Source organism: Marinomonas sp. 63XJN7_7_ISO-PGPR-S23-202 (assembly GCF_056173505.1).
Genome location: NZ_CM149677.1, coordinates 2,402,803 through 2,428,235 on the forward strand (window position 1 = coordinate 2,402,803; position 25,433 = coordinate 2,428,235).

General features: G+C 44.0%; 17 protein-coding genes and 2 tRNA genes. 13 read left to right on the plus strand and 6 right to left on the minus strand.

Annotated elements, in window-relative coordinates; genetic code table 11:
• Window positions 1-14: 14 nt before the first annotated feature.
• Window positions 15-614: a GNAT family N-acetyltransferase gene (locus tag AC0VYG_RS11090; RefSeq protein ID WP_475432325.1), complete on the plus strand. Its 600-nt coding sequence runs from the start codon at window positions 15-17 to the stop codon at window positions 612-614.
• 3 nt (window positions 615-617) lie between these two features.
• Window positions 618-1,493 carry a carbon-nitrogen hydrolase family protein gene (locus AC0VYG_RS11095; protein WP_475432326.1) on the plus strand — a complete coding sequence of 292 codons (876 nt, stop codon included), beginning with the start codon at window positions 618-620 and terminating at the stop codon, window positions 1,491-1,493.
• Window positions 1,494-1,594: 101 nt separating this feature from the next.
• On the opposite strand, the gene AC0VYG_RS11100 is transcribed toward AC0VYG_RS11095, so the two are convergent.
• Window positions 1,595-2,809, minus strand: coding sequence for an MFS transporter (locus AC0VYG_RS11100; RefSeq protein ID WP_475432327.1), 1,215 nt, complete (start codon window positions 2,807-2,809; stop codon window positions 1,595-1,597).
• Between the two features lie 144 nt (window positions 2,810-2,953).
• Between AC0VYG_RS11100 and AC0VYG_RS11105 the strand changes: the two genes are divergently transcribed.
• From AC0VYG_RS11105 to AC0VYG_RS11120, 4 genes are all read left to right on the plus strand, one after another.
• Window positions 2,954-3,826 carry a LysR substrate-binding domain-containing protein gene (locus tag AC0VYG_RS11105; protein ID WP_475432328.1) on the plus strand — a complete coding sequence of 291 codons (873 nt, stop codon included), beginning with the start codon at window positions 2,954-2,956 and terminating at the stop codon, window positions 3,824-3,826.
• Window positions 3,827-3,941: 115 nt separating this feature from the next.
• Window positions 3,942-4,388 (plus strand): translesion error-prone DNA polymerase V autoproteolytic subunit, encoded by a 447-nt coding sequence (umuD, locus tag AC0VYG_RS11110; protein ID WP_475432329.1) that lies wholly within the window; start codon window positions 3,942-3,944, stop codon window positions 4,386-4,388.
• A complete protein-coding gene (gene umuC, locus AC0VYG_RS11115; RefSeq protein ID WP_475432330.1) occupies window positions 4,375-5,658 on the plus strand; it encodes a translesion error-prone DNA polymerase V subunit UmuC in 1,284 nt (427 codons plus the stop codon). Before umuD ends, umuC begins: the two co-directional genes overlap by 14 nt.
• A gap of 402 nt (window positions 5,659-6,060) precedes the next feature.
• A complete protein-coding gene (locus tag AC0VYG_RS11120) occupies window positions 6,061-7,473 on the plus strand; it encodes a cytosine permease (RefSeq protein ID WP_475432331.1) in 1,413 nt (470 codons plus the stop codon).
• A gap of 192 nt (window positions 7,474-7,665) precedes the next feature.
• Here AC0VYG_RS11120 and AC0VYG_RS11125 read toward each other — a convergent pair.
• Together AC0VYG_RS11125 and AC0VYG_RS11130 are read right to left on the minus strand one after the other, a co-directional pair.
• Window positions 7,666-7,752: transfer RNA gene (locus AC0VYG_RS11125), tRNA-Leu, on the minus strand.
• 38 nt (window positions 7,753-7,790) lie between these two features.
• A tRNA-Leu gene (locus AC0VYG_RS11130) sits at window positions 7,791-7,875 on the minus strand.
• Window positions 7,876-8,058: 183 nt separating this feature from the next.
• On the opposite strand from AC0VYG_RS11130, the gene AC0VYG_RS11135 reads away from it, so the two are divergent.
• From AC0VYG_RS11135 to AC0VYG_RS11155, 5 genes are all read left to right on the plus strand, one after another.
• The gene (locus tag AC0VYG_RS11135; RefSeq protein WP_199478198.1) at window positions 8,059-8,790 is read left to right on the plus strand and encodes a DUF599 domain-containing protein; all 732 of its coding nucleotides are present in this window, start codon (window positions 8,059-8,061) and stop codon (window positions 8,788-8,790) included.
• Complete coding sequence (locus AC0VYG_RS11140; protein WP_475432332.1) at window positions 8,780-9,481, plus strand: O-methyltransferase; 702 nt, start codon at window positions 8,780-8,782, stop codon at window positions 9,479-9,481. Before AC0VYG_RS11135 ends, AC0VYG_RS11140 begins: the two co-directional genes overlap by 11 nt.
• 184 nt (window positions 9,482-9,665) lie before the next feature.
• Window positions 9,666-11,594 carry a molecular chaperone HtpG gene (gene htpG, locus AC0VYG_RS11145; RefSeq protein ID WP_475432333.1) on the plus strand — a complete coding sequence of 643 codons (1,929 nt, stop codon included), beginning with the start codon at window positions 9,666-9,668 and terminating at the stop codon, window positions 11,592-11,594.
• A 241-nt stretch (window positions 11,595-11,835) separates the two neighbouring features.
• Entirely contained in the window at window positions 11,836-12,705 is an 870-nt protein-coding gene (locus AC0VYG_RS11150) for a DNA ligase (RefSeq protein WP_475432334.1), read from the plus strand.
• A gap of 410 nt (window positions 12,706-13,115) precedes the next feature.
• The gene (locus AC0VYG_RS11155; protein WP_475432335.1) at window positions 13,116-14,090 is read left to right on the plus strand and encodes a FecR family protein; all 975 of its coding nucleotides are present in this window, start codon (window positions 13,116-13,118) and stop codon (window positions 14,088-14,090) included.
• Window positions 14,091-14,171: 81 nt separating this feature from the next.
• Here AC0VYG_RS11155 and AC0VYG_RS11160 read toward each other — a convergent pair whose 3' ends face one another.
• Together AC0VYG_RS11160 and AC0VYG_RS11165 are read right to left on the minus strand one after the other, a co-directional pair.
• Window positions 14,172-15,923, minus strand: a complete 1,752-nt coding sequence (locus tag AC0VYG_RS11160) for an ABC transporter ATP-binding protein/permease (RefSeq protein ID WP_475432336.1) — start codon at window positions 15,921-15,923, stop codon at window positions 14,172-14,174.
• An 81-nt stretch (window positions 15,924-16,004) separates the two neighbouring features.
• Window positions 16,005-17,750 carry an ABC transporter ATP-binding protein/permease gene (locus AC0VYG_RS11165; protein ID WP_475432337.1) on the minus strand — a complete coding sequence of 582 codons (1,746 nt, stop codon included), beginning with the start codon at window positions 17,748-17,750 and terminating at the stop codon, window positions 16,005-16,007.
• A gap of 148 nt (window positions 17,751-17,898) precedes the next feature.
• Between AC0VYG_RS11165 and AC0VYG_RS11170 the strand changes: the two genes are divergently transcribed.
• Together AC0VYG_RS11170 and AC0VYG_RS11175 are read left to right on the plus strand one after the other, a co-directional pair.
• The gene (locus tag AC0VYG_RS11170) at window positions 17,899-20,574 is read left to right on the plus strand and encodes a M16 family metallopeptidase (RefSeq protein WP_475432338.1); all 2,676 of its coding nucleotides are present in this window, start codon (window positions 17,899-17,901) and stop codon (window positions 20,572-20,574) included.
• A 104-nt stretch (window positions 20,575-20,678) separates the two neighbouring features.
• Window positions 20,679-23,288 carry a TonB-dependent siderophore receptor gene (locus AC0VYG_RS11175; protein WP_475432339.1) on the plus strand — a complete coding sequence of 870 codons (2,610 nt, stop codon included), beginning with the start codon at window positions 20,679-20,681 and terminating at the stop codon, window positions 23,286-23,288.
• 855 nt (window positions 23,289-24,143) lie between these two features.
• Here the strand turns inward: AC0VYG_RS11175 and AC0VYG_RS11180 are convergent.
• Entirely contained in the window at window positions 24,144-25,427 is a 1,284-nt protein-coding gene (locus AC0VYG_RS11180; RefSeq protein WP_475432340.1) for a thioredoxin family protein, read from the minus strand.
• Between the last annotated feature and the right edge of the window lie 6 nt (window positions 25,428-25,433).

Consider the following 25,433-nt stretch of genomic DNA (forward strand, 5'->3'; position numbering starts at 1 on the left):
GGCGAAATGACATTATGCTGACTTTTCAATCTCTCTCTGGCTCGCAATTGACTCAATACATTCCTCAACTTGCTGAGCTGCGCATGCGTGTGTTTCGGGATTTTCCTTATCTTTATGATGGGGATTTGGCTTACGAAGCGCGTTATCTTAAGACCTATATTGACGCACCAAACAGTGTCATTGTGCTAGCCTTTGATGGCGATAAAGTAGTGGGGGCGTCAACAGGTGTGCCGCTTAGACATGAGACAGCGGAAGTAAAACAGCCATTTGTCGAGGCTGATTTTAATATCGACGAGATTTTCTATTGCGGTGAATCCGTCTTATTACCAGAATATCGTGGACAAGGGGCGGGGGTGGCGTTCTTTGAACACCGGGAAGCTCATGGAAAAGCCCTTGCGGGGATCAAATACTCGTGCTTTTGCGGCGTGCAGCGTCCTGAGGATCACCCCGCTCGTCCTGCGGATTATCAACCGTTGGATACTTTTTGGCAGCATCGTGGTTATGAGAAACGGCCAGAACTGATGACCTATTTTAGCTGGAAAGATAGGGGCGACTATGAAGAAACCCGTAAACCCATGATGTTTTGGATGAAAGCTCTTTATGAGTACTTTTAAGCGATGAGTGCATTTAAACTGGCAACAGCACAATACGACATAGGCTTTTTTTCTGAATGGGAAGACTTTGCCGATAAGCTCACCAATTGGGTCGCGGAGGCGGTACAGCAAGGGGCAGAGTTATTGGTTTTTCCCGAATATGGCAGTATGGAGCTGGCGTCTTTATTTGGCGAAGCGGTTTACAGTGATTTGCAGCGCCAGATTCATGCGATGCAAACGCTGTTACCTAAATGGCACGATCTGCATATGGCGTTGGCCAAACGTCATAATGTGATGATTCTCGCCAGTTCCTTTCCAACTCTGCAAGGCGGTGACTGTTTTGTTAATCGCGCCAATTTGTTTGGTCCCGAGGGGGTAATCGATTTCCAAGACAAGCTGATGATGACACGCTTTGAAAACGAGCAATGGCATATCAGCGCTGGCGATCAAATCAAAGTGATCGATACTGATCTGGGGCGCTTAGGCATTCATATTTGTTACGACTCAGAATTCCCCATGATTGCCAGCCAGCAAGTGGCAGCGGGGGCGGATTTATTACTGGTGCCAAGCTGTACCGATACACAAGCTGGCTTTCATCGGGTGCGTATTGGCTGCCAAGCACGCGCATTGGAGAACCAATGTTATGTAGTACAGTCGCCTACCGTTGGCAATGCGCCTTGGTCAGAAGCGGTGGATGTGAATATGGGACGAGCGAGTGTCTATACGCCAGTCGATTACGGCTTTCCAGATAATGGTATTTTAGCGCAGGGGGATAATGATGATGCAGGTTGGGTATTTGCCACGCTGGATTTGTCTGAAATTGCCCGTATTCGCCAACACGGGCAGGTGTGTAATCATCGAGATTGGCCAAAGCAGTTTGCTTTGCAAGGTCCTGTGTGACTGTGTGAAAAACGCTAAAGTATGAGGGCAAAGCCGCATACTTTAGCGTGACGCCTTCGGCCTCTTTGTGACTTGAGGCCAGGTCGTTGGATGAGGCGAGGTTAGGCTGCTGGCGAGATGTTTCCCACCATTGAGGTTTTTGCTTGACGCTCGCTTTGGTAGATGTACATGGCTAAGATAAACAGTACAATCCCAAGGCCGCTAATTAACCAATAAACATTTTGTAAGCTGCCGGTTGCCTCATGGATCATACCCGCTAACAAGTTGCCTAAGGTGCCGCCGAGACCAAAGGTAACCATACCAATGCCATTGATTTGCATGGTGGCTTTGGATGAGTATTGTTTGTTCACCCAGCCTGCGACAATGCCCCAAATGGGGAAGTACATCATGCCGTAGCCAAACCCTGCGAGCATCACGAATTTAGCTGGGTTGAAGGAAAACGCCACCAAGCTTAAGGCAAAGATACCAAAGATGCCTAAGAGTGCCACGCCGTGGCCTTTTTTGTCGGCCAATTTGCCCACAAAGAAGCCTGCAATCATGCCAGTCAAACCAATCATCCCCCAAGTATAACCGCCTAAAGCGGATGGTAAGGATAGTTCTGCTAAGTAGGTGTTTAGCCAAGTGGTGAATGTTATGGTAGAGGCACCAACCAACAAAAGAATAAAGCATGATAGAAACGCTGTGCGTTCACGAAGAACGGTTTTAAATAGCTGTTTCGTTTCCATTGCCACGGCAAAGTTAACATCAATGTCTTGGGTTTGTGCTTGACTACGCATGCTTTTCAGCAATGTGAAGGTGGCGAAGACAACGATCAAACCCAACACTGCCGCTGCCATCCAGCTGCTGCGCCAGCCCAGTAAGGGTACGATTAACAAGATAATCAGGCCGTTGACACTGTAACCCCACGCGGTACCACTGGAGGCAATCGAAAGGTTCGTTGCAGTGCGGTCAGCACGCCCATGTCGTGTCACCAATTCCACAATAGAACCCCAGCTCATAGCGGCACTGGCGGCCATAATGGTCAATAAACAAATCATGATGACGGGATTATCCAGACATCCCATGATGAACAGCAAAGAAGAAGTCAGTGTGCCTGTAACAAGCAAGGTACGACCTGAATCTAAGCGATGACCAATTACACCCAACATCATGGCACCACACAAATACGCAATCTGTGTGAGCGCACCCGCTAATGCAAGATACCAACTATTGATATCCAGCGTCTGCTGCATCATTGGCACTAAGGCTGCGAATAAAAACATACCAAAGCCGTGGCTGATGGCCTGATTAAAACCAAAGGTGACTGCGAGCCGCATTGCAATTCTCCTTGCACGAGTGACTAATTGGGTTGATGTATAAAAAACACTCACTGAGTGAATGCCGCCATATTAGGGCCTTGCATTTGTTCGGTAAATCGATAAATATTAAATTCTACGTTCAACAATATTGAAGACTAAAATATGCGTGATTTACCGATTAATTTGCTGCGCACATTTATGGTAGTGGCGGACACTCTGAACCTGACAGAAGCTGCCAAACAGCTGCATAAAGCGCCCTCAACAGTGAGCATGCAGCTCAATCGTCTTGAAGATTTGATTGCTAATCCGTTGATGGAGCGAGGACAACATGGTGTGCGTTTGACTGCTGTAGGCGTTCAGTTAAAAAACCACGCTCAGCAGCTGCTTAATCTGCATGATCAAATTGTTGGTTCTTTTCAGAATATGGACATTGGTGGGGTGGTGCGTCTTGGTACCCATGACCAATACACCAGTCGAACCCTTGCACCGATTTTGCAAGACTTCATATTGAGCTATCCAGAAGCCCAGTTAGAGGCTTTCTGCGATTATCGCCCCGATCATTTAGTCAACCTGCTCAATAAGGGAAAATTGGACATTGCTCTTGTGGAAATGTTGGCAGATACGGAAGGAGGGGTTCGTTTACGCCGTGATGAATTGGTGTGGGTTGGCGCTAAAGGGCATTTTGTCCATATGCAAGCGGTTTTACCTTTGGTGGTGTTTTCGGAAGGCTGTCAACATCGCCAGTATGCATGCCAATCGCTAGACGCTGCCGGCATTCCCTATCGGATAGCCTTTACCAGTCAAAGTCGATCGGGTGTGTTGGCAGCCGTTCGAGCAGGCGTCGGGGTTGCCATTGTGCCTTATCAAACGTTAGACGATGACTTAGTGATTTATCGTGATTTGCCCACTTTGCCAGATATGGAAGTGTCTTTGTTTGTGTCACCAAAAGCGAACGAAGCCACCCGACGTTTGGAGCAAATCATTGTGGAGAATGCCATTTTTAATCCAGCGGCCGCTGAAGTGGATTTCAACTAGCGGGACTTGACAAGCATCCGTCATTGCTAAATGTCACCTCTTAGAAAAAATTCACTTGGTCATTAGTGCTGCTTGAAACTATACTGTATATAAATACAGTATTTTGGTGTTAACTATGCGTGTGACTTATCTTGGATCTTCAAACTCTGCTTCTTTTATCGCGGATCATCGTATTCAGGTTCCTCTTTATGTTGAGTCTGTGTCGGCGGGTTTTCCGTCGCCCGCTCAGGACTTTATTGAGAAGACGCTTGATCTTAATGAATTATGCGTTCCCCGCCCGATGGCGACGTTTTTTGTGCGTGCCCAGGGGGATTCGATGATTGAGGCGGGTATTCATTCAGGGGATGTGTTGGTGGTCGACCGTTCGCTAACGGCACGTCATGGGGACATCGTGATTGCTTGTCTTCATGGCGAGATGACAGTGAAAACGTTGGAGCTAAACCCCAATGTGTTGCTGCGCCCGAAAAACAAAGCTTATAAGGCCATTCATATTACCGAAGAGTCGGAACTGGAAATATTCGGCGTGGTAACGGGAGTGGTTCGTAAGTATGAGCGGGGCTAATAAGACGGCTTTCGCATTGGTCGATTGCAATAATTTTTACGCCAGTTGTGAGAAATTATTCCGGCCAGATTTAAAGCACATGCCTGTTGTTGTGCTATCGAATAACGATGGCTGTATTGTGGCGCGCTCCAAAGAAGCTAAAGCTCTGGGCGTGAAAATGGGGGTGCCGCTGTTTCAGGCTCAGGCGGCGATAAGGCAGCATGGTATTGTGTGTTTTTCGTCGAATTATGCCCTGTATGCGGATTTGTCAAATCGAGTAATGGCAATCTTAGAGGAGGAAGCGCCACGGCTTGAGGTCTATTCAATCGATGAAGCGTTCCTCGATCTAACGGGCGTAGAATATGCCATGGATTTACTGACGTTTGGTAAACGGCTAAAAACCAAAGTGGATAAATGGACGGGGATCACGGTAGGGGTGGGGATTGCGCCAACCAAGACGCTGGCCAAGCTGGCGAATGAGGCGGCGAAGCGATACCCAGCAACGGGATCCGTAGTGGATTTGATGAACCCTGATCGACAAAAGCGCCTATTGTCGTTGGTTGATGTGAGTGACGTGTGGGGCGTAGGTCGGCGAATCACCGAGCGGTTGCGTGCTAGGGGAATTCGCACGGCATTGGACTTGGCGAATGCGAACCCTAGGGCCATTCGAAGCGAGTTTTCCGTGGTATTGGAGCGGACGGTGCAAGAGTTGAACGGGGTGTCTTGTCTAAATCTTGAATTGGTGCGCCCAACAAAACAGCAAATTATTTGCAGCCGATCATTTGGCCATCGTATTACGGAAAAACAGGAGCTGCGGGAAGCCATCGCTAAATATACGACTCGTGCTGCAGAGAAACTACGCAAGGAAAAGCGCCTTTGTCGTGTCGTGAATGTGTTTATTCGTACCAGTTCGCATGCTCATGATGGGAAGCACTATAGGAACGCTTTGTCTGTTGAGCTCCCCAATCCCACAGACGATACGCGGGACTTACTGAACGTTACCGAGGTGTTGTTTTGTCGCCTATGGCGTGACGGATTTCGTTATATGAAAGGCGGCGTGATGCTGGCGGATTTCTATGAACATGGCGCTTATCAGCACGATTTTTTTCGAGCGGACGGTATGAAAGCCAACTCACAAGCCTTAATGAACGTGGTGGACCAAATCAACCGTAGCGGTCAGGGCAACATCTTTTTCGCCTCACAAGGCGTATCACCACAGTGGGCCATGAAGCGCGATCATCTATCGCCCGCTTATACAACCAAATGGGAAGAATTGCCAAAAGTTTGGTAGAGAGATAAAACACCTCGCTCAAGTGAGCATGATCAAGCTGGCCAACCTTATCTAAGAAAAGAGTTTGACACTGATTTGACTCATTGCCTCTCTAACTCATTGATCCCACTCATTATAGGATGATCTGGTTTGGCGCCAAATTGGTGCGCACCGTATTGGGATGTTGTTTTTTTGTGCATTATCTTATTTGTGTTCTTGCTTTAGGTGCCGTCTCTTAGAATACTGTGAGTGGTATGAAAATTGCTGTTTTTGCGATATGGAACCCTTCGGACGAAAGACTCGCCGATCACTGCATTATGGGAGCGGGAGTACCCACTCAAGCACGCACATTATCTCAGGATGAACCCTCAAGGGGGCGGCAAGGTGCCGTAACAACAACTCCAACAAACGGAGACATATCCTATGTCCATCACTGATCAATCTATCGCCACAGACTCTCTGCAGGATAGCGGAATTGAGGCTCGTGGTATTGAACGCGTTATGCCCCACGAACGTACTCACGTTAGTGTTATTGATAATTTTACCATGTGGCTGTCAGCCAACCTGGTTATCTCCACCGTAGCGCTTGGCGCTCTGGCTATTCCGATTTTTCAGCTTGGTTTCTGGGACAGCCTGTCCATTATCGTGCTGTTCAATATACTCGGTGTGCTGCCTGTGGCGTATTTCTCCACACTAGGACCGCGCCTTGGCCTGCGTCAGATGACCATCGCGCGGTTTTCTTTTGGCTGGAATGGTGCCAAGATCATGGCTCTGTTTAATGTCGCTGCCTGTATTGGCTGGTCGGCAGTAAACGTCATCGTTGGTTCGCAGATTATCACCAACCTGAGTAACGGTGTGGTGCCTGTATGGGCGTCGATTTTGGCGATTGCCGCGCTGACGACGGCCGTAAGTGTATATGGCTACCGTTATGTGCATCGCTACGAGCGTTATGCTTGGGTTCCTATGGCGATTATCTTCTGTATTGTTGCGGTGAGCACCCATGGTCAAATGAGTGTTGTGCCGACCCCCGCCTGGAACATGGCACATATTGCATCATTGGTTTCCTTCGGTGGTGCCATCTATGGTTTCGCGACGGGTTGGAGTTCCTATGCGGCCGATTACAGTGTGAATCAGCCTGAGCATACATCGGCCGCTAAAATCTTCTGGCTGACCTTTTTTGGTGTGACCATTCCCTGTATCTTGCTGGAATCGCTGGGTCTAGGTTTGACGACAGTCGGGGCGTTTAGTAAAGCGGCCAGCGAAGGTGGTGGTGCCTTACTGGCGGTAGCGCTGCATCCGCTGGGTGGGTTTGGAAACGTGCTGATGCTTCTTTTGGCCTTGTCGGTTATTGCTAATAATATCCCTAACGACTACAGCCTTGGTTTGTCTATTCAGGTGCTTGGCAAAGCGTTCCATAAGGTCAACCGAGCGGTGTGGACTTTTATCGGTGCGGTGATCTATATCCTCATTGCTATCGTTGCGGCAGCGCACTTTAATTCTACATTGGAAAACTTTCTGCTGATGGTGGCCTACTGGCTGAGTCCTTGGACCGTTATACTGATTTTAGAGCATTTTGTCATGCGCCGTGGTAAATACAACCTCGATGATTGGAACGAGGCGCGCCACCTGCCAGTGGGTTGGGCAGCTGTTATATCCATGGCTATTGGCTTATTTGGCGTCTACTTAGGGGCGGCACAATTATTGTTTGTTGGCCCAATTGCTGGTTTATTTAATCCTCCTTACGGCATGGACATAGGCTTCGAAATGGGACTGGTATTTGCTAGCGTGTCTTATTTGATCCTTAGACCAATCGAAATGCGAGCCCACGCAAGGTAAATTCATAGGTGTTGCCGAGAAGCAGTATAGGGAAATGAGCGTGGTGAAAAAAACCACCATGAGCGAGCTTGGCAACATCATCCTCGCCTTACACGATGCATCATCGCAGGGGAGCGATAAGACGTGAGCGTCTATTGTCTGAAAATGGGAAGTATTACCGAAAGTTTTCTAGGGATATAACACTTGTTTTTTTGGTGCGGATGGGGGGACTTGAACCCCCACGACCGTAAGGCCACTAGCACCTGAAGCTAGCGTGTCTACCAATTCCACCACATCCGCAGTACTGAGAATTTGCTTTATCACATGTTGTATAAAAATGGTGCGGATGGAGAGACTCGAACTCTCACGCCGTGAAGCACTGGAACCTAAATCCAGCGTGTCTACCAATTCCACCACATCCGCATGTCGTGATAACGGCGAGAATCATACCGATATTTGTTTATGATGCAAGCTTTTTTGTTGGCTTTTGGGGGCTATTTTAGCGGCGATGAAAGGTTTTTTTCCTGGTCTCAAACGAGGACATTAGCAGGGAAAAATGCTTTAATACCGCCTCTTCAAATCTGTTTGTTTTAGCTGAGTGACTCGATGGAAAGCAGTTCGGTTTCGACCCTGATGGACCCGCTAGATTTAGCGACTTTTTTTGTTTTTATCACCTGTTGGTGGGGCTATGCATTTTATGCTTTGTATAATTCGAAGCGTAAGTCCTGCTTGGTAAGTGTGTTACATCAATTCCGTCTGGCGTGGATGTCGCGTTTGTTGCGACGGGATAACCGTATCGCGGATTCTTCTGTGATCGCGAATCTTGAACGCAGTAGTTTATTTTTTGCCTCGAGTTCCTTGATTATTATTGCGGGGCTCTTTGCTGGTTTTAAGTATTCTAAAGAGGCGTTAGAAGTGCTGTCTGATATTTACTTAATGGCACCCAGTAGTCGGCAGGAATGGGAGATAAAAATCATTATTCTCGTGCTGATTTTTGCCTACGCCTTTTTTACCTTCACTTGGTCGGTTCGTCAGTATAATTTTTGCTCCGTATTGGTGGGAAGTGCGCCTCTGGCCACAGAGCGAGGGATAGAGGAAAGCGAGCGCGAGTTGTATGCGATGCACATGGCAAAAGTCTGTAGTCTAGCAGCCAATCAGTTTAATTATGGTTTGCGAGCTTATTATTTTGCGATGGCCTTTAGCGCGTGGTTTATTGGCCCGTATTTTTGCATGGTTGCCAGTATTTTGGTGGTGGGGGTATTGTATCGTCGTGAATTTCGTTCAAAAACGTTTAAAACGCTGAGTCGGGGGTTGGTGATTAAATCTCATGCTTCCTAATTTTCCAAAACCGTTACCAGAAGATGACCGTCCTACAAATCGCACGATCAAGATGGATGATCGACTTTATCAGTATTTGGTGGAGGTATCGGTTCGCGAGAATGATATCTTAAAGGCGCTACGCCGAGAAACTGCACAATATCATATGGCACGTATGCAGTTGTCACCGGAAGTCGGGCAGTTGCTGGCATTGCTGGTTAAATTGCAGTCTCCTAAGAAAATTCTCGAAATTGGCGTGTTTACTGGCTATAGCACCTTGTCGATGGCCATGGCGATGTCTAAAGACGCGTCGTTAATCGCTATTGAGAAAAAGCAGATGTGGTTAGACATTGCGACACGTTACCTTGAAGAAGCAGGGGTGATGGATCGGGTGACGACCTACTGCGAAAAAGCCTTACCCGTTATGACGTCGCTTCTTGAGACAGACAGTGACAGCTTTGATTTTATCTTTATTGATGCGGATAAGAAAAACTTGCTTGCTTACTATGAACGGGCAAAACAACTCTTGCGGCCTGGTGGGTGTTTGCTGATTGATAACACTCTTTGGTGGGGCAATGTGGCAGATGATGCCTTTACTGATAAAGATACTAATATTGTACGGGCGTTGAATAAGACGATTCATGCCGATCATACGGTGGATTTGTCGTTGATTCCCATCGGTGATGGTTTGACGTTAGTGCGTAAGTGTTGACACTCACTTGCTGATGCTCCTTTTGTTTTCGTTCTAAATCTCTCTTTTTAAAGACTTTCTCCTGCTTTTTTAAGATAAGCCTCTTGAAATCACTTCAAGAGGCTTTATTTATGTTTCACCAGTGAAACGAAATCCCCCTTTGGCAGCTTGCCGGAGGTTCATTAAAATAGGAGCAAGTTTAAAGATGGCAACTGATACTCAAAAAGAAACGTTAGGGTTTCAAACGGAAGTAAAGCAGTTACTTCATTTGATGATCCACTCTTTGTATTCTAACAAAGAGATTTTTCTACGTGAGCTGATTTCCAATGCGTCTGACGCTGTTGATAAGCTTCGTTTTGAGTCTGTCGCTAATGCAGACCTTCTTGCAGAAGACCCCAATTTACGCGTTCGTGTTGAATTTGATAAAGAGGCCAATACGGTCATCATCGATGATAATGGTGTGGGCATGTCCCGCGAAGAGACGATTTCCAACTTGGGCACCATTGCCAAATCTGGCACGTCAGCGTTTCTTGAGCAATTAAGCGGTGATCAGAAGAAAGACAGCCAATTGATTGGCCAATTTGGTGTGGGTTTTTACTCTGCCTTTATTGTTGCGGATAAGGTAACGGTTGAAACTCGTCGTGCTGGTGCCGCTAAAGACGAAGCGGTGCGTTGGGTATCGGATGGTACCGGTGAATTTACCGTTGAAAACATTGAAAAAGAGACTCGCGGTACTCGCATTATCTTGCACCTTAAAGCCGATGAGAAAGAGTTTGCTGATAACTATCGTTTACGCTCTTTGGTGACAAAATACTCTGACCATATTTCTATTCCTGTTGAAATGGAAAAAGTGGTTTATCCAGAAATGGATGAAGAGGGCAATCCTAAGCCAGTTGACGAAAACAAAGCACCGGAATTTGAAGCGGTGAACTCGGCGAAGGCTCTTTGGACTCGTTCACGTAACGATATTTCCGATGAGGAATACAAAGAGTTTTACAAGCATATTTCCCATGACTACCAAGAGCCTCTTAAATGGTCTCATAACAAGGTAGAAGGTAAACTTGAATACACCAGCCTGTTGTACATTCCTTCCAAAGCCCCTTACGATCTTTGGAATCGCGATATGCAGCGCGGTCTGAAATTGTATGTTCAGCGTGTCTTTATTATGGATGAAGCAGAGGCGTTCCTACCTCCTTACATGCGTTTTGTGAAAGGGGTGGTAGACTCAAATGACTTGTCTTTGAACGTATCTCGTGAAATTTTGCAAAATGACCACGCTGTTGATTCTATGCGGGCAGCGTTGACTAAGCGTGTATTGGATATGCTTGGTAAAATGGCGAAAAATGATCCAGAAACCTACCAGACGTTCTGGGATGAATTCGGTAATGTGATCAAAGAAGGCCCAGCAGATGATATGGGCAATAAAGATAAGATCGCCGGTCTATTACGCTTTAGTACAACTCATACCGATGCGCCAGAACAGACAGTATCTCTTGCTGACTACATTGCTCGCATGGCTGAGGGGCAAGATAAAATCTACTACATTTATGCCGAGAACCACAATACAGCGAAAAACAGCCCACACTTAGAGATTCTTCGTAAGAAGGGCTTTGAAGTCTTGTTGTTGAGTGATCGTATCGACGAATGGATGATGTCTTCTCTGCAAGAGTTTGAAGGTAAGCATTTCCAAGATGTTACTAAAGGTAAATTGGATTTAGCCGATTCTGAAAACGAAGAAGAGAAGAAAGAGAAAGAAGAGAAAGCCGAGCAAATCAAGCCGCTTCTGGAGCGAATGAAAACGGTTCTTGAGTCTAAAGTCACTGCCGTAAACAGCACTGACCGTTTGACCAACTCTCCCGCCTGCTTGGTTGTTGGTGAGTACGATATGGGTCTGCAAATGCGTCGTTTGCTTGAGCAAGCAGGTCAGAAACTGCCTGAGTCCAAACCTAGCCTTGAGGTGAATCCTGATCACCCAATCGTGGCGAAGATGGATGCCGAGACAGACGAAGATCGCTTTGCGGATATGGCGTGGTTGCTGTTCGAACAAGCCACTTTGTCTGAAGGAGGTCAGTTGGATGATCCTGCGACGTTTGTTAGCCGCATGAACAAACTGATTGTTCAATTAAGTAAATAATCTATTGAATTTACGCTTTAGATTCTTCGGTTTAGGTTTTATTTTTGGCAGTCTATGAGCATTAGCTAAATTAAAATCGATACACCAATTAAAGCCCTTGCTCCGTGATGAGCAGGGGCTTTTTTTTGCCTTGTTGTGACGCCAATGTTTTAGGCAAAGGTAAGGCCCGTTTGCAAAGTAGGATAATTTTGTTTAGCGTGATGTTTTTCATGTCAAAGCAAATAGTTCAAAGGAGTGAACGATGTTGAGCAAGGTGTTGCTAGGGTTGGTCGTCAGTGTAGGAGTGTTGTTTTCATCCTTCTCAAACGCACAAATGGATGTGCAGTTAGCAAAGCGTTACGGGGATGAGAAGGGGGCTTACCCTGTTACGGATTATCTGGTGAGTGAGAAGTATGATGGAATTCGTGGGATTTGGACGGGCACTGAGTTATTGAGTCGTCAAGGAAAGCCGATTCATGCGCCTGCTTGGTTTATTCAGGCATTGCCCAAAGGGGTTTGGCTTGATGGAGAGCTATGGTCCAAACATCATTATTTTCAGTTCGTTGCCTCTGCGGTTACCAAAGATGAGCCTGTCGATTCTCAGTGGCATAAGATTTATTATATGGTGTTTGATGCACCAGATTATAAGCACAATTTTGCTGAGCGCAGTCAGCGTTACGCGCATATTGTGCAGACGATTCATGCTCCTTTCGTTAAAGCTATCAAACAATTTACCGTACCGGACAACCAAACATTAAGTCATGTACTGGACGAATATGTGAAAAAAGGGGCTGAAGGGTTAGTGTTACACCGTAAAGCGGCGATGTTTCAAAGTGGCCGTAGTGGTAACTTGTTGAAGCTTAAGCCTTATATGGACGATGAAGCAACCGTCATTGGTAAGACACCGGGGCAAGGCAAGTACAAAGGGATGCTGGGGGCATTAATCGTTGAAATGCCTTCTGGTACTCAATTTAAAATTGGGACGGGGTTTACGGATGAAGAACGCGCCAATCCACCTCATATTGGTGATGTGATTACTTATCAATATCATGGGTTCACCAAACGTGGTATTCCTCGCTTTGCCAGTTTTATGCGGGTTCGCTATTCTGCAGAAGATAGGCCCGTCAAATAGACAGCGTCATAGAAACAAGCTGTTGAGGATACATTATCTACTGCTCTAAAGAAAAGTTACATGAGAAAATTGAAGGTGGGACTGCAATCATGAGGTGTTTTCGCATTATTCTTGACTATAATTAACAAATGGCAATATAAGATAGGAAAAATAAGTAGATTATTTGAGTTTAGCGATTTTTTTTTGAGATAAACTACTGTGTGAAACGTTATCTTGTTAACTGGTGTAGATGGTTAAATTGATATTAAGTGGTGTAGATATCTTCAATCATCTCCACTGGTTTATCGTGTAGTAGAACGTATTGCTCTGTGGGAGTTGAGCAGATTAGAAAGATTGATTATTGAATGTTCATGGGAAGGAGTCAATGAATGTTATCTAAACATAACCTTAAACTGCAGTTGTGATCATGTATGTCAAAGTTTCAGGATGAAGAACAGCAAGCAACAGATGCTGAAGTAGAAGACGCTATTAATTGGCTTGTTCGTCTTACTTCTGGTGATGTGACGAGTCAAGAACTTAAGGATTTTGAAATCTGGCGTAGGGCTGACGATCGTCATGAAGTAGCCTTATCTGAGGCTCGTCACTTATGGGTGAGTATGGGGACACCTTTAGAAAACTATTATCAGCCGGATGATATTGCCTCTTTTACATCAGAAGAAGGTTTTCGCTCCTACTTTTTTCGCTGGCAGATTATATTGCCTATATTGCTGATCTTATCGATAGGTGTATTTGCTCAAAACTGGTTAACTCGCTGGCAGTACGATCAATATACCTCAACAGGAGAGCAACGAATGCTTTCCTTAGAGGATGGAAGTAAAATGTGGTTGGATGCGGACAGCGCTGCAGATATTTATTTTAGTGCAGGTAAACGTTTTGTTCGTCTGGCGTATGGTGAAGCCTTTTTTGATGTTGTTCATAATCCTTTACGACCATTTATTGTTGAAGCAGGGGCTGGAAAAGTGAAAGCTCTTGGCACCAGTTTTGGTGTCGAGCGTGGTGATAACTCTATGACGGTGACCGTAGAAAGAGGCAAAGTTGAGGTGAGTCCTAACGATGCTTCTGATATGCAGCTAGATGCAAATCAACAAGTTAAAGTGATCGATGGGATAAGTGCTGTCCAAATCAAAAAAGTTAATGCTGGCCAGGTACTGGCATGGCATACGGGAAAATTGGTATTTGAAAATCAGTCATTAAGTAGCATACTGTCGGTGCTTAAGCATTATGATAAACGAGTGATAATGTTTGACAGTGACACGCTTGCCAATATTAAGCTAAGTTCTATTATAGATATACATCACCTTAAAGAGTGGTTTGATGGTTTGCAACAATCATTGCCCGTTAATGTCGATATACTTGGGCCTGTCGTCTGGGTCAGGAAACGTTGATTATTAGGGAAGCGCTGGTTTAATAGTAAACAGTATTTAAGAGTATTAAGGCAGCTTTGGCTGCCTTAATTTGTTTATAAGTTAGATGTCATCTTCGTGTTCAGCTAGTTCTTCAATTGACCGTATTGTCCATTGACCACCTTTTTGCAAGTGCATCGCCTGATTATGAAACGGCAGTAGGCTGGGGCGGTGTCCGACACTGATCCAAGCGGATCCTGTGGTTTCTAATAGCTTATAAAGTGCTTTTTCTGTTGGTAGATCCACTGCGCTAGTAGATTCATCGAGAAACACATAGCGAGCTTTAAGGAGTAGCATTCTGAGAAAGGCAATGCGTTGTTGCTCTCCAAGAGATAGAGTATGAGGCCAGTCTTTTACAGTATCCAACGAACCATGACGTGTTAAGAGGTCCTCCAAGCACACTTTGTTTAATAGCTCTTTTAGTTCGTCATCGTTGACAGGAGACTTCTCTGCAGGATAATAAAGTTGGCTACGTAAGTCGCCCTCAAAGGTATAGGGGCGCTGTGGTAAAAAAAGACAGGAATTTTCTTCCATAGGAAGAGAAATGGTTCCAGTACCGTTGCTCCACAATCCTGCAATCGCTCGCAACAAGGAACTTTTACCAACACCAGAGCGGCCAACAATTATTAATCGGCAGTCCCTGTTTAATTGTAGGTTAAGTTGATTGACGAGGGATTGTTCTCCTTTTGGAGTTTTAAGATTGACATCTTTTAACTGAATAGTGTCGCTTTGTTTTAGCACGATGTGATTGTCTGGGTCCTGTTGATTGCTCTTTAATTTGAGAAATGCTTCATGGACTTCTGCCACACGTACCATATGAGGAACGGCTTGACTTAATTGGGGAATATAAGATGATAATACCGTTAGGCTATCGACTAGCAAGGTAGCAGAGGCTGTTGCTTGGGCGATGGTGCCATAGCTTATTTCTCCATTAAAATACATTGGCACCAGTACAATTAGTGGAAGATAATTCCAAACTACGCCGACACCATCGTTCATGAGATTCAGATAAATTGAATAAATCATATTACGCATTTGTTTTTTGACAACATTTTTCATGCGTGCGCTAATATTGTTGGTTTCTGTTTCCTCGCCGCGATAAAAAGCGATGTTCTCGGCATTGTTGCGTATATAGGTGATACCGTAGCGCAGATCCGCTTCGGCAACGGTTATGTCAAATCGTTGCTTTATAATGGGTTGGTTCATCAGATAAATTGCGATAGATTGAAAAATAGAAAAACCAATCACACAAAAAAACAGCGAACTGGATATGCTTACCATGATGCTGGTTTGTACGCCCATATTGCTTATTGAACCGAGAACTTGGAGAGGGAATGCACCAATAATATCGCAAACTGGCCCAACTTCTTCTTCGATACGTTGATCAGGGTTGTCGATTTTTTCATCTTGTAGTATATGAAAATAGGTTTGCCGATATAGATAGTTACCGATCAAATATTCAGTCAGCCAACGCCACCAATGTAAAGATAGTAACGCACCAACAAGGCTCTGTATGACTCTAGCGCCAAATACGATAACGCCAAAGAGTGTTGACCAAGTAAATAATGACCAGTACAAAGAGCTTTTCTTATCGACTAATGCATCAGTTACTTCGCCAGTAAGCTTAACAACATAGGCATTAGCCCAGCTAAAACCTGCTATCATAAGGCATATAAAAACGACAACCAGCCATGATTTCCATGCGCCTTTGCGATTCCAATAGGGTTTTGCCAGCATCCAGGCCCGACGAAAGAACAGCCAATTAAGCTTATGCCTCTGCTTGTCGTTTTCAAGTTCCGATAACATAATGGCCATAATGTTTTCCTTTTAATGAATAAAATAGATATATGTCAGACCGTGCCGATTTGAATCACGCTGTCAGTGTTGGAACAGACCTTAATGCATGGCATTGAATGGTGTTGTTTGTTGTGTGAGTTGCCATTTACTGTCAGGTAACAAGTGAAGCTTTTGGCTATGGAATCTCAATAGCGTTTCGCGATGACCAACGCTCACAAAGGTAATGTCTAGTTGCTTCAATACTTTGTAGACGTGTTTTTCGCTCTCTACATCCATTGCGCTTGTTGCTTCGTCGAGAAAGACATAGCGTGGTTTGCGTAAGACGATGCGTGTGAATGCGATTAACTGTTGTTCGCCGAGGGAGAGCACCTTCCGCCAATCTTTAATGCAATCTAAACCTCCGTGTTTCGTCAGAAAATTGGGGTGACCTAAGAGAGTAAAAGCTTCCTGTATGTCTGCGTCGTCGAAGCTTCCTGTGTTGCTAGGGGTAGGGTAGAGTAGCTGTGAGCGTAAGTCTGCTAGATGCATGTAGGGTTGTTGAGGGATAAACATTAATTGTCGCCAATGAGGTAGCACAACCTCTCCTTGTCCTCTATTCCATAACCCTGAAATGACCCGCAGCAGAGAGCTTTTACCCACCCCAGTTTGCCCAACAATGACGGTATGATGACCTGGGCGAATTTTCATCGTCAGATCCTTGACAAGTTGTTGTTCGCCGTTAGGGGTCTCTGCATTGATTTGATTTAGCTCAATATGGTCGCCCTCAATATAATGGATACGGTTTGTGTTGGTGTTCTCTTGAGAGAGTGCCAAAGATTTTTCTTGAATCTCAGCCAGTCGCATTGCGCTTGGCATAACACTAGTTGCAGTTGGTATGAGCTGAGAAATGACTGATAGCCCCGACAACACTGTCGACGCTGCGGCTGTCACCTGGCCAATTGAACCGTAGGATATATGACCCTGGAGGTAGAGCGGAACAACAAACAAGATAGGAAGCAAATTGAATATTAGAGAGAGCACTTCGTTAACGGCACTCATATTTATATTATTGTAAAACATGAGTTTAAGCTTAGCCTGCATAACGTCCTTAAGACGCTGGTTCAAGTGTAATCTCTCACTGCGTTCACCACGATAAAAGGCAATGGTTTCTGCATGATCGCGTACAGCCATTAATCTTGTGCGCATATTGGCCTTAGCGACAGTCACTTCCCAGTTTAGTTTAATGGTTGGGTTATAAATCCATATTGTTACGAATGTATTAACGATGGCATAGATAAGGATGAACCAAAATAGCCCCGTGGAGACGTTTAAAATTATGCTTGCTTGCACGGCAATGTTCGTTAGAGAGCTGATAACAAACTGGGGAAGGCCGACGATTGTTTGGCAGACATTAGCTACTTCATCTTGAATACGCTGATCTGGATTGTCTATAAACTTACTTTGCTCAATCTCATAATAAGTTCGGTTTCGCATATAGGATTGAGTTATTTGTTCTGTCATCCATTGACGCCAATTCAATACTATCCAAGAGCTGAAAAATCCAGTTACGCTGGAGAGTAATATTCGCATAAAAACGACAAATGTCGTCCAAATCATTAGACTCCAATAAATACTAGCATTCTTGTCAACGAGTGCATTGGTGTAATCTGCGACTAAGTAAGAAACATACCCTCCTATAATACCGATAGCAGCAGAAGAAAAAAGCAGCATTATAACGATTAGCCATGATTTCCAAGCTTCGTTTCTAGTCCAATAGGGGAGACTTAAGTCATATAGTCGACGAAAAAGTAATCTATTCAGTTTGTAACTGCGTTCATCGTTCATTTGATTTGTCTCAATAGGCATTTAAGCATCCCAGAAGGTATTTATTCGTGCTTATGAAACGATTGAGAAGAGAAAAATCCACAGAATGCTAATAAAAATTGTGGAAAACCGAGACGTGACGCGTTTTATAGGTAACAACTTATTAGCGTTTTTTTAGTGTGGATACTATATGAACAATCAAGCTAATGCAGAGGCTGAATTAGTCGCAAGTGTACCTGATCTTGCATTTCAACGTTTTAAACTGGATAACGGCTTAACATTATTAGTACATGAGGACCATCAAGTGCCAATGGTTGCGGTGCATGTTGGCTATAACGTTGGCGCTAAAGATGAACCAAAAGGAATGTTTGGCTTTGCGCATTTGATGGAGCATTTGATGTTTTCGGGTAGTGAGGCATTGCCTGGTAGTTATATCAGTCATCTGGAGCAGGCCGGATCACAAGGACTTAATGGCGTAACCAACGCAGATATGACCCAGTTTTTTCAGTCCGTTCCTGTTGGATCCCTTGATTTTACTCTGTTTGCTGAGTCTGACCGCATGGGAGCTTTACTAACCGAGTTGACAGCAGAAGCCCTAGAGACTCAGCGCGATGTGGTGACTCGGGAAATGGAAGAGGGAGAGTTGCAACCTTATGGTTCGGTGCAAGGGGCTATTTTGCGACATTTGTTTCCGGCCGAGCACCCTTATGCTCATAAGGTTGCTGGAGAGTATGATGATTTACAAAATATTGATCTTACTCAGGTAATAGGATGGTTATCAAAGTTTTATAGACCTAATAACGCCGTTATTACATTGGCGGGTGACATAACGGCAGAGCAAGCTCTAGTGAAGGTAAAAGAGTATTTTGGGCATATACCCTCTGGTCCCGCGCTAGAGAAATGTGATCGTTGGTTACCAATATTATCTAATGAACGTCGTGTTACTGTGCAAGATCGTGTGGAGTCAACATTGCTGCGCATTTGTTGGGTTGTCCCACCTTATATTGAACAAAGTACCATTGCCTTAGAGCTATTTGCTGGGCTATTGGTGGATACAGCCGAGTCACTGTTGGTTAAACGCTTAATGGTAGAGAACGCTCTGGCGACTGATATTAGCGCATTTATCGAAACAGGTATGCTCGCTAGTTATTTTAATTTACGAATTGTGTTGCCTTCTGATGTATTACCTCTTGACGTTGAGCGTATTGCTTTGCAGGCATTGCAGGATATGTTACACGAGGGGCTCAATGCAGAGTCATTAAAATATAGCCAATATGCTTTTCTGCAATCAGTTGATGAGGCTTGGTCCGACAATCTGTCTTTGGCTGCGGAGCTGGGTAAGCATGAAATGTATCCAAGCAAAGCAGAAGGCGCTCAATTACGAGTTAAGCAAGCAATGATGATGTCTGTCGATGACGTGTTGTCTGCTGCAAGTGAATGGCTAGGGCGAGGGCGTTTGGTACTAACAGTTGAGCCTTATTCCTATCTTGGTGAGGCGTCTTTAGCAACACTCGCACCTCGTACACCGCCCGTTATAAAGGTTGCACCGATGAAAAAAGTCACTACAATTCAGGATTTTGTGTTGTCTAATGGGCTACGGGTGATCCAAAACGAATCGGACGATGCCGCTATGGTGAGCATCAGTTTGATTGTCAATGCAGGATCAAAATACGATCCGGTGGGTAAAGAGGGACTAGCGAATTTAGTAGCAGGTCTTGTGTGTGCTAATGAGTCGTTTCAGCAGCAGATACAACAACAAAATCTATTTTATGAAATAGATGTCAGTGTGGAAAATGTTGCTCTACGTATGCAAGCTCAAGCAAAGAATGTTGGTGCTTTATTGAGTCTACTCTCTGATACAGTGACGAGGGCTTGTTTGCCGCTAGCCGATGAGATGCTTATTAATAGTCATCGTGATTATTATTTGAAAATGATAGAAACGCAAGAAGTTGTGCAATGGGTGTTGCCTATGATGACGTTTGCACCATCGCATCCATTGAGACGTCCTGCTTTTACACTAGGTAGCAGGGCATCAATACAGTCTCTCACTACCGATAGTGCGCAAACCTTCTATCAAGCGCATTATCGACCTGAAAATGCCACCTTAATGATTCATGGATCACTGCCTGAATCTCAACAAGCCACACTTTTAGAGTTGTTAGAGAGCCGCTGGGTATCAAATAAAAGTGAGCTTTCCTCCGAGATCTTGCTATCACCACCGTCACTTGAAGGGGCATTGGTGTTGGTTAATCAACCAGAATTCCCAGTCGTTAATTTGAACACTTTTTTTGTTTTGCCAGGGAGAGGAGGGGGGGATGATGCAGCGACGCAATTAATTTACCCGTTATTGGCTGCTAGTTTTGGCTCGCGGATAAACTTTAGTATGCGAGAGGTATATCGGCTGACTTATAACGTGGTAGGAATGCAGCATGAATTTCCAGAAACCCGATTATTAGGTTTTGAAATGGTGGTAGGGGTAGACAGTATCGTGCCGTCAATACGTGCAATCTGTCAGGAGCTTCATGAATTACTGACGACTAAACCATTAACCATAAAAGAAATGAAGGCGTTAGTTCAAAGTGAATGTTTGCGCCTGAGTAAGCCAATTAATGATTACGAGACAATGTGTCAGCAGGAGTTATTGGTTCGTCAAAAATTGGGTAAAGATTATTGGCTTGAATTAGCAGAGAAAATTCAGTCAATCAATATTGAGGACGTTAATAATTTAATTAATAAGTTTCTTTTACCAGAAAAAGGAAAATGGATTATACAGGGTGATGTGGCACGCTATTCCAACGAGCTAGAATCCATGTTATCTCTGTCTGCTAATTATGTTTTTCAATATAAAGATGAATATTATTCTTAGTATTTTATTTATTTTATCACTTTTTTCGCACAAATTTGATGAGTTTTTGCTTCTGATTCGTTCAATTAAGGACAACGTCAACTTTCATCATACAGGGTAATACAATGGGAACAAAAAATTATAATTCATGGTTGATGATAGCGGTACTTAGTAGCAGTTTTGCTACGAGTCCACTGTTATTTGCACAGAATGCCAGTGTGAAAGCCAAAACTGAAAAACAAGTTTTAAATAGTCATGATTTCGATATTCCAGGCGGGCCTTTGAGTAATGCCTTATTAACTTTTGGTCAACAAAGTGGTTTGCAGTTGATTGCACCTAGTAATTTAACAACAGGGCTATCGAGCACAGGCGTCAAGGGTAAATATCAGTCTGATGAGGCTTTGCGTGCCTTATTATCTGGTACCTCTCTGGCGTTTAAATATATCAACTCTAATACAATTGAGATATACAGTGTTGCCGTTGTATCTCCTAAAGGAACTCAAGTACTGGGCACGGTACAGGTTAATGGTACTAATGTTGATACCGCTACAGTAGATGAGGGCGTGAATGGCAGTCGCGATATTACGGCGACCGAAGGTTCTAACAGTTTAAATGGCAGCATACTGTCCGTCGGGTCGAAAGGGCCGACAAGTATTAAAGAAACCCCTCAGTCTGTGAGTGTTATTACGCAAAAAGCCATGCAGGAAGAAGGTATTCAAAACCTGAATGAGGCCATGCAACACGCTACAGGGATAACGACTCAGCAGAATGACTCTCGTTCAATGTCGTTTTATTCCCGTGGCTACCAGATTACTAATATGCAAATCGATGGTGGATCGCCTATTGATATCTCAGGGAATTCACAGGTAGGCTATCGTTTTCAGCCAAATTTTAATATGGCAGAGTACGATCATGTGGAGGTGTTGCGAGGGGCTGATGGGTTGTTTAATGGCTCCAACGGTGCAGGGCCTGGTGGTGTGGTTAACCTTGTGCGTAAAAGACCGCTTGACCATTATCAGGCAATATGGGAAGGCTCTGTGGGGAGCTGGGATCATTATCGTAATGTGCTGGATGTGAGCAGTCCACTAGGTTTTGATGGCAAAGTACGAGGAAGAACCGTATTAACCTGGGATAAAACTCATCATTTTTATAAAGAGGCATACGATGAGAATAAAAGCATTTTTGGAACACTAGAGGCAGACTTAACTCCCAGTACCCTTTTAAACATTGGTGGAAGTTATAGCCAAATGCGCGGTGTGCCGTTTTATGGCGGTTTGATGATGTATGCAAACGGCAAAGACTCTAAGCTTCCAAGAGATACATCGTATACATTTCCATGGACTAAAAATGATAATGATACCCTTGAGCTTTTTGGCTCGATTACTCAGACATTTAGTGATCACTGGAATGGAAAGATCAATTATACTCGCTTAGCACAAAAAAATTACAATATTTCAGTGCAGGGAGCCTCTTTGGATGGCATCCCTTTAGACGGTACAAGGTTGTATGTATCGGCATCTTCGAATCGGGGTCATAGTTATCAAGACTCGCTTGATGCAACATTAAATGGCCAGTTTACTGTGTGGGGCTTACCTCAGAAAATAACGTTGGGGGGGAATTATCAGCGTATTCGTTCGGATTTAACATTTCCATCAGATTATGACCATATTTTGCCTGATGACTTTACCTATGATCCTTTTAATTGGGATTATTCCTACCCTAAGCCGAATATTCCGGCGTCTAACTATGCCTTAAAGGGCTTTGATAACTTAAATCAATGGGGGCTTTATGCGCGTATTGAGATCACCCCTTGGAAGCCGTTGCACCTTATTACGGGACTAAGATTAAACAGCTATCGAACAGAGGATCTTCAATATCAGAGTGGTGTGGATGCTAACGGTAACTACGGTCCGCAGCCACATAAAACAAATAGTTCAGGCCGTAGTTTCGAGAGCCCATACTATGCTATCAGCTATGATATTAATGATAACTGGAATTGGTATGGCAGTTACACTGATGTATATAGTCCGCAACTTGATGACATTGGTTTAGATGGAAAGGCGATAGGCCCTATAACGGGTAGCAACTATGAAACGGGTTTAAAGTTCGCCCAGCCTGACGGTATGTTAAATGCTTCTTTATCGCTTTATCGGAGTCAGCGTTCAGGTTCAGGGGTGCAGATTAGTGAATCTCAAGTTGATTTAGGTGGTGGTCGTACTGGGTATTATAAGAATTCAACCTCACCGGATATTAGTGAAGGAGCTGATTTAGAGATTAGCGGAACGCTTAAACCTTGGTGGCAAATGACCTTAGGTTATACGTACAATATTTCTCACCAAGGTGAGCAAGGGGCGGACGGTAAAGGTAAACCTTTACAGACCTTTATTCCGAAACATATCTTTAAACTGTGGAATGATTTTCACTTTAATTCCAGTGAGCTATTAAATCGTTTTCAGTTTGGTGTGGGTGTTCGCGCTCAGTCTGCCTCTTATATTAACGGGATGTACTTCGATGATGAGAATTTTGAACTTCGTCCTTATCGCTTCAAAAGCAGCTTTTATTCCGTGTGGTCAGCTCGTGTAGGTTACAATATTAATAGAAATTGGAACATTGCTTTGCTTGCTGATAATCTATTTGATCGTAGATATTATCAGACATTAGGTAATGCTTTTGGTAACTATTGGTATGGAGAGCCTCGCAACTTCATGTTGACTTTAACTGGAAAGTTTGAATAAAAGTTTTCTCCTTTCTGTTGTTCCTTTTAGAGCCCCGATATTGTCGGGGTTTTTTATGTTTGCCCAGCGAAGCTAGCAAACCCATCAGGTTGAAAAAAACCTGTCTCAGACCTAGGCTGTGATTGAGGGTGGCGTTGTTAACAGGTCGTCAGTGTTCGTGCCTAGGGAAGCCTGGCATCGTATCCGCGCGTGCATCAATGGACGACTTAAAGCTTAAGAGCATAATAATGAGTAATCTTATGCGTTACGTAGATACACAAGCTGTCTGATCAACAAGAGACGTTTTATTGGTTCACTAAGAATGATGTGGGAAGTTTTTTTAGCTTACTCTGGTAGATTGCCTTTACAACAGAGTACCAGAACCTACATTGAATGTTACCAACATGTAAGGCTAAGAAGATTATCTGCATTTGGCACGCAGCGTTTTAAATTTAAGATTGCATCATTATTGGTAGTGATACGAAGTATGCAAGAGCCGTATATAAGGTTTGTTCGTACGGTTCTGTGAGAGGGATAAGGTGGTATCGCCTCATCCTACTTGATATGCAATTATTTATGTTATCAGTTAGGAGTTACTAGCTTTCTTTCAGAATTATATAAGAGGATAGTGGGCAGAAAAATTGACTATCTGTTTGAGAATGATTCTTTACCTACGCCACAAATTTAGACTGTTTTTTGTTACATCTAATCTTGATAGACAGATGCCAATAAAAGAATAGAGTTTTAATATGTCTTTTTTATAAAAATAAAGAGTAGGGGCAAAAGAAAAGGTCTGAGAATAATATAAACTCAGACCTTGTTATTGTTCCCTATTTTGCATTATCAGTGTCATGCAAGGTGGAGCAGAAAATGTGCTTATCCGATAAAACGATATTGCTCGTGTGTATCTGGAGCTTCTTTTAATAGTTGTATAAAGCGTTTTTGCATGCCTTGGTTAAGTTTATTTTGTATGCTCGAAACGTGTTTGTTGAAAGTAGCTTCTTTTTCAGCAAACGCCGTAAACTCAGGTGCTTTCTGTGACCACCGAAGGCATAGCTCTTTAAATAATAGTTCGTAATCTTCTTCGGAAATATCAATGGGGATCTGTGGTTCGATCCAATTCCAACGGTCATTTGCCATATCAAGCTCTTCTAGACTCCAGCCAGATTTCAATTTTTCGGAATATATTTGACATTCAGCTAAGTTGTAAATGATCGCCTCTATGGCTTGGTTGTCTTCTATGGACGTTCCTGGAAGGGGGGATAGGAGTGCAAGTATTGTGCTGTAATGGAAGGAAAATTGATGACTTTGCTCTGCTTGTGCAAGAAATTCATTGGCTTGTGTTTGTATTGCAAGCCAGCTTTTTCTTGGTGTCGATTTGCCTGCCAAGTAGTCTGTTACCAGGCTAAGCCAGTGCTGACGAGCGTCAAGAAGTGTGTCGGGCAGGAGTGTTTGCCAAGGTGTCTCATTATTCGCTAGCCAGTTAAAGATCATTTGTAGCGCGACATGGCTATAGTCTTTGCCGATTGTCAGAGCATTAGTGAGCTCATTGATCTGTTCTGGCGTGGTGTAATCCATAACTTCAAGCCATACGGCCAGTGAAGGGGGGAGGCCAGTAACACGCTCAAAGACATCATAGGATTCTTGCCCAGCTAGAGCATATGGAGTAGTGAGCAGATTCTCAGGGCGAGGGAAGTTGTAGCATGAAATCTCGCCAGCAAGGGCTTTTTTTTGTAAGCGTTGGGTCAAAAAAACAAATAGTGCTTCATCCTGGTAAAAGGAAGGCCATTTGTAGGCTTCTTTAATGACGATTTCTTCTGAGTCTTCAACATCTATGTCCTGTGCTCGTAACCAATTATTAAGATCGGATAGTGAATCGACACCAATTTTGCGCGATACTTCTTTGCCTCTGTAGAATAGAATTAAGGTGGGAATGCTGCGTACACGAAACCGAGGTATGAGGCTTTCATACTTTTCAGTGTCCAGTTTTGCAACAGTAAGTTGCCCAACTGTATTTTGAGCAATTTTTTCCAGTAGAGGGGCTATGGTTAGGCAAGGCCCACACCAAGGTGCCCATAAATCTAGTAATATAGGTGTCGTTGTGTTGTTTAACACATCGTCCACTGTAACATCTGTTAAATTGATAATAAGGTTAGACATATTAAC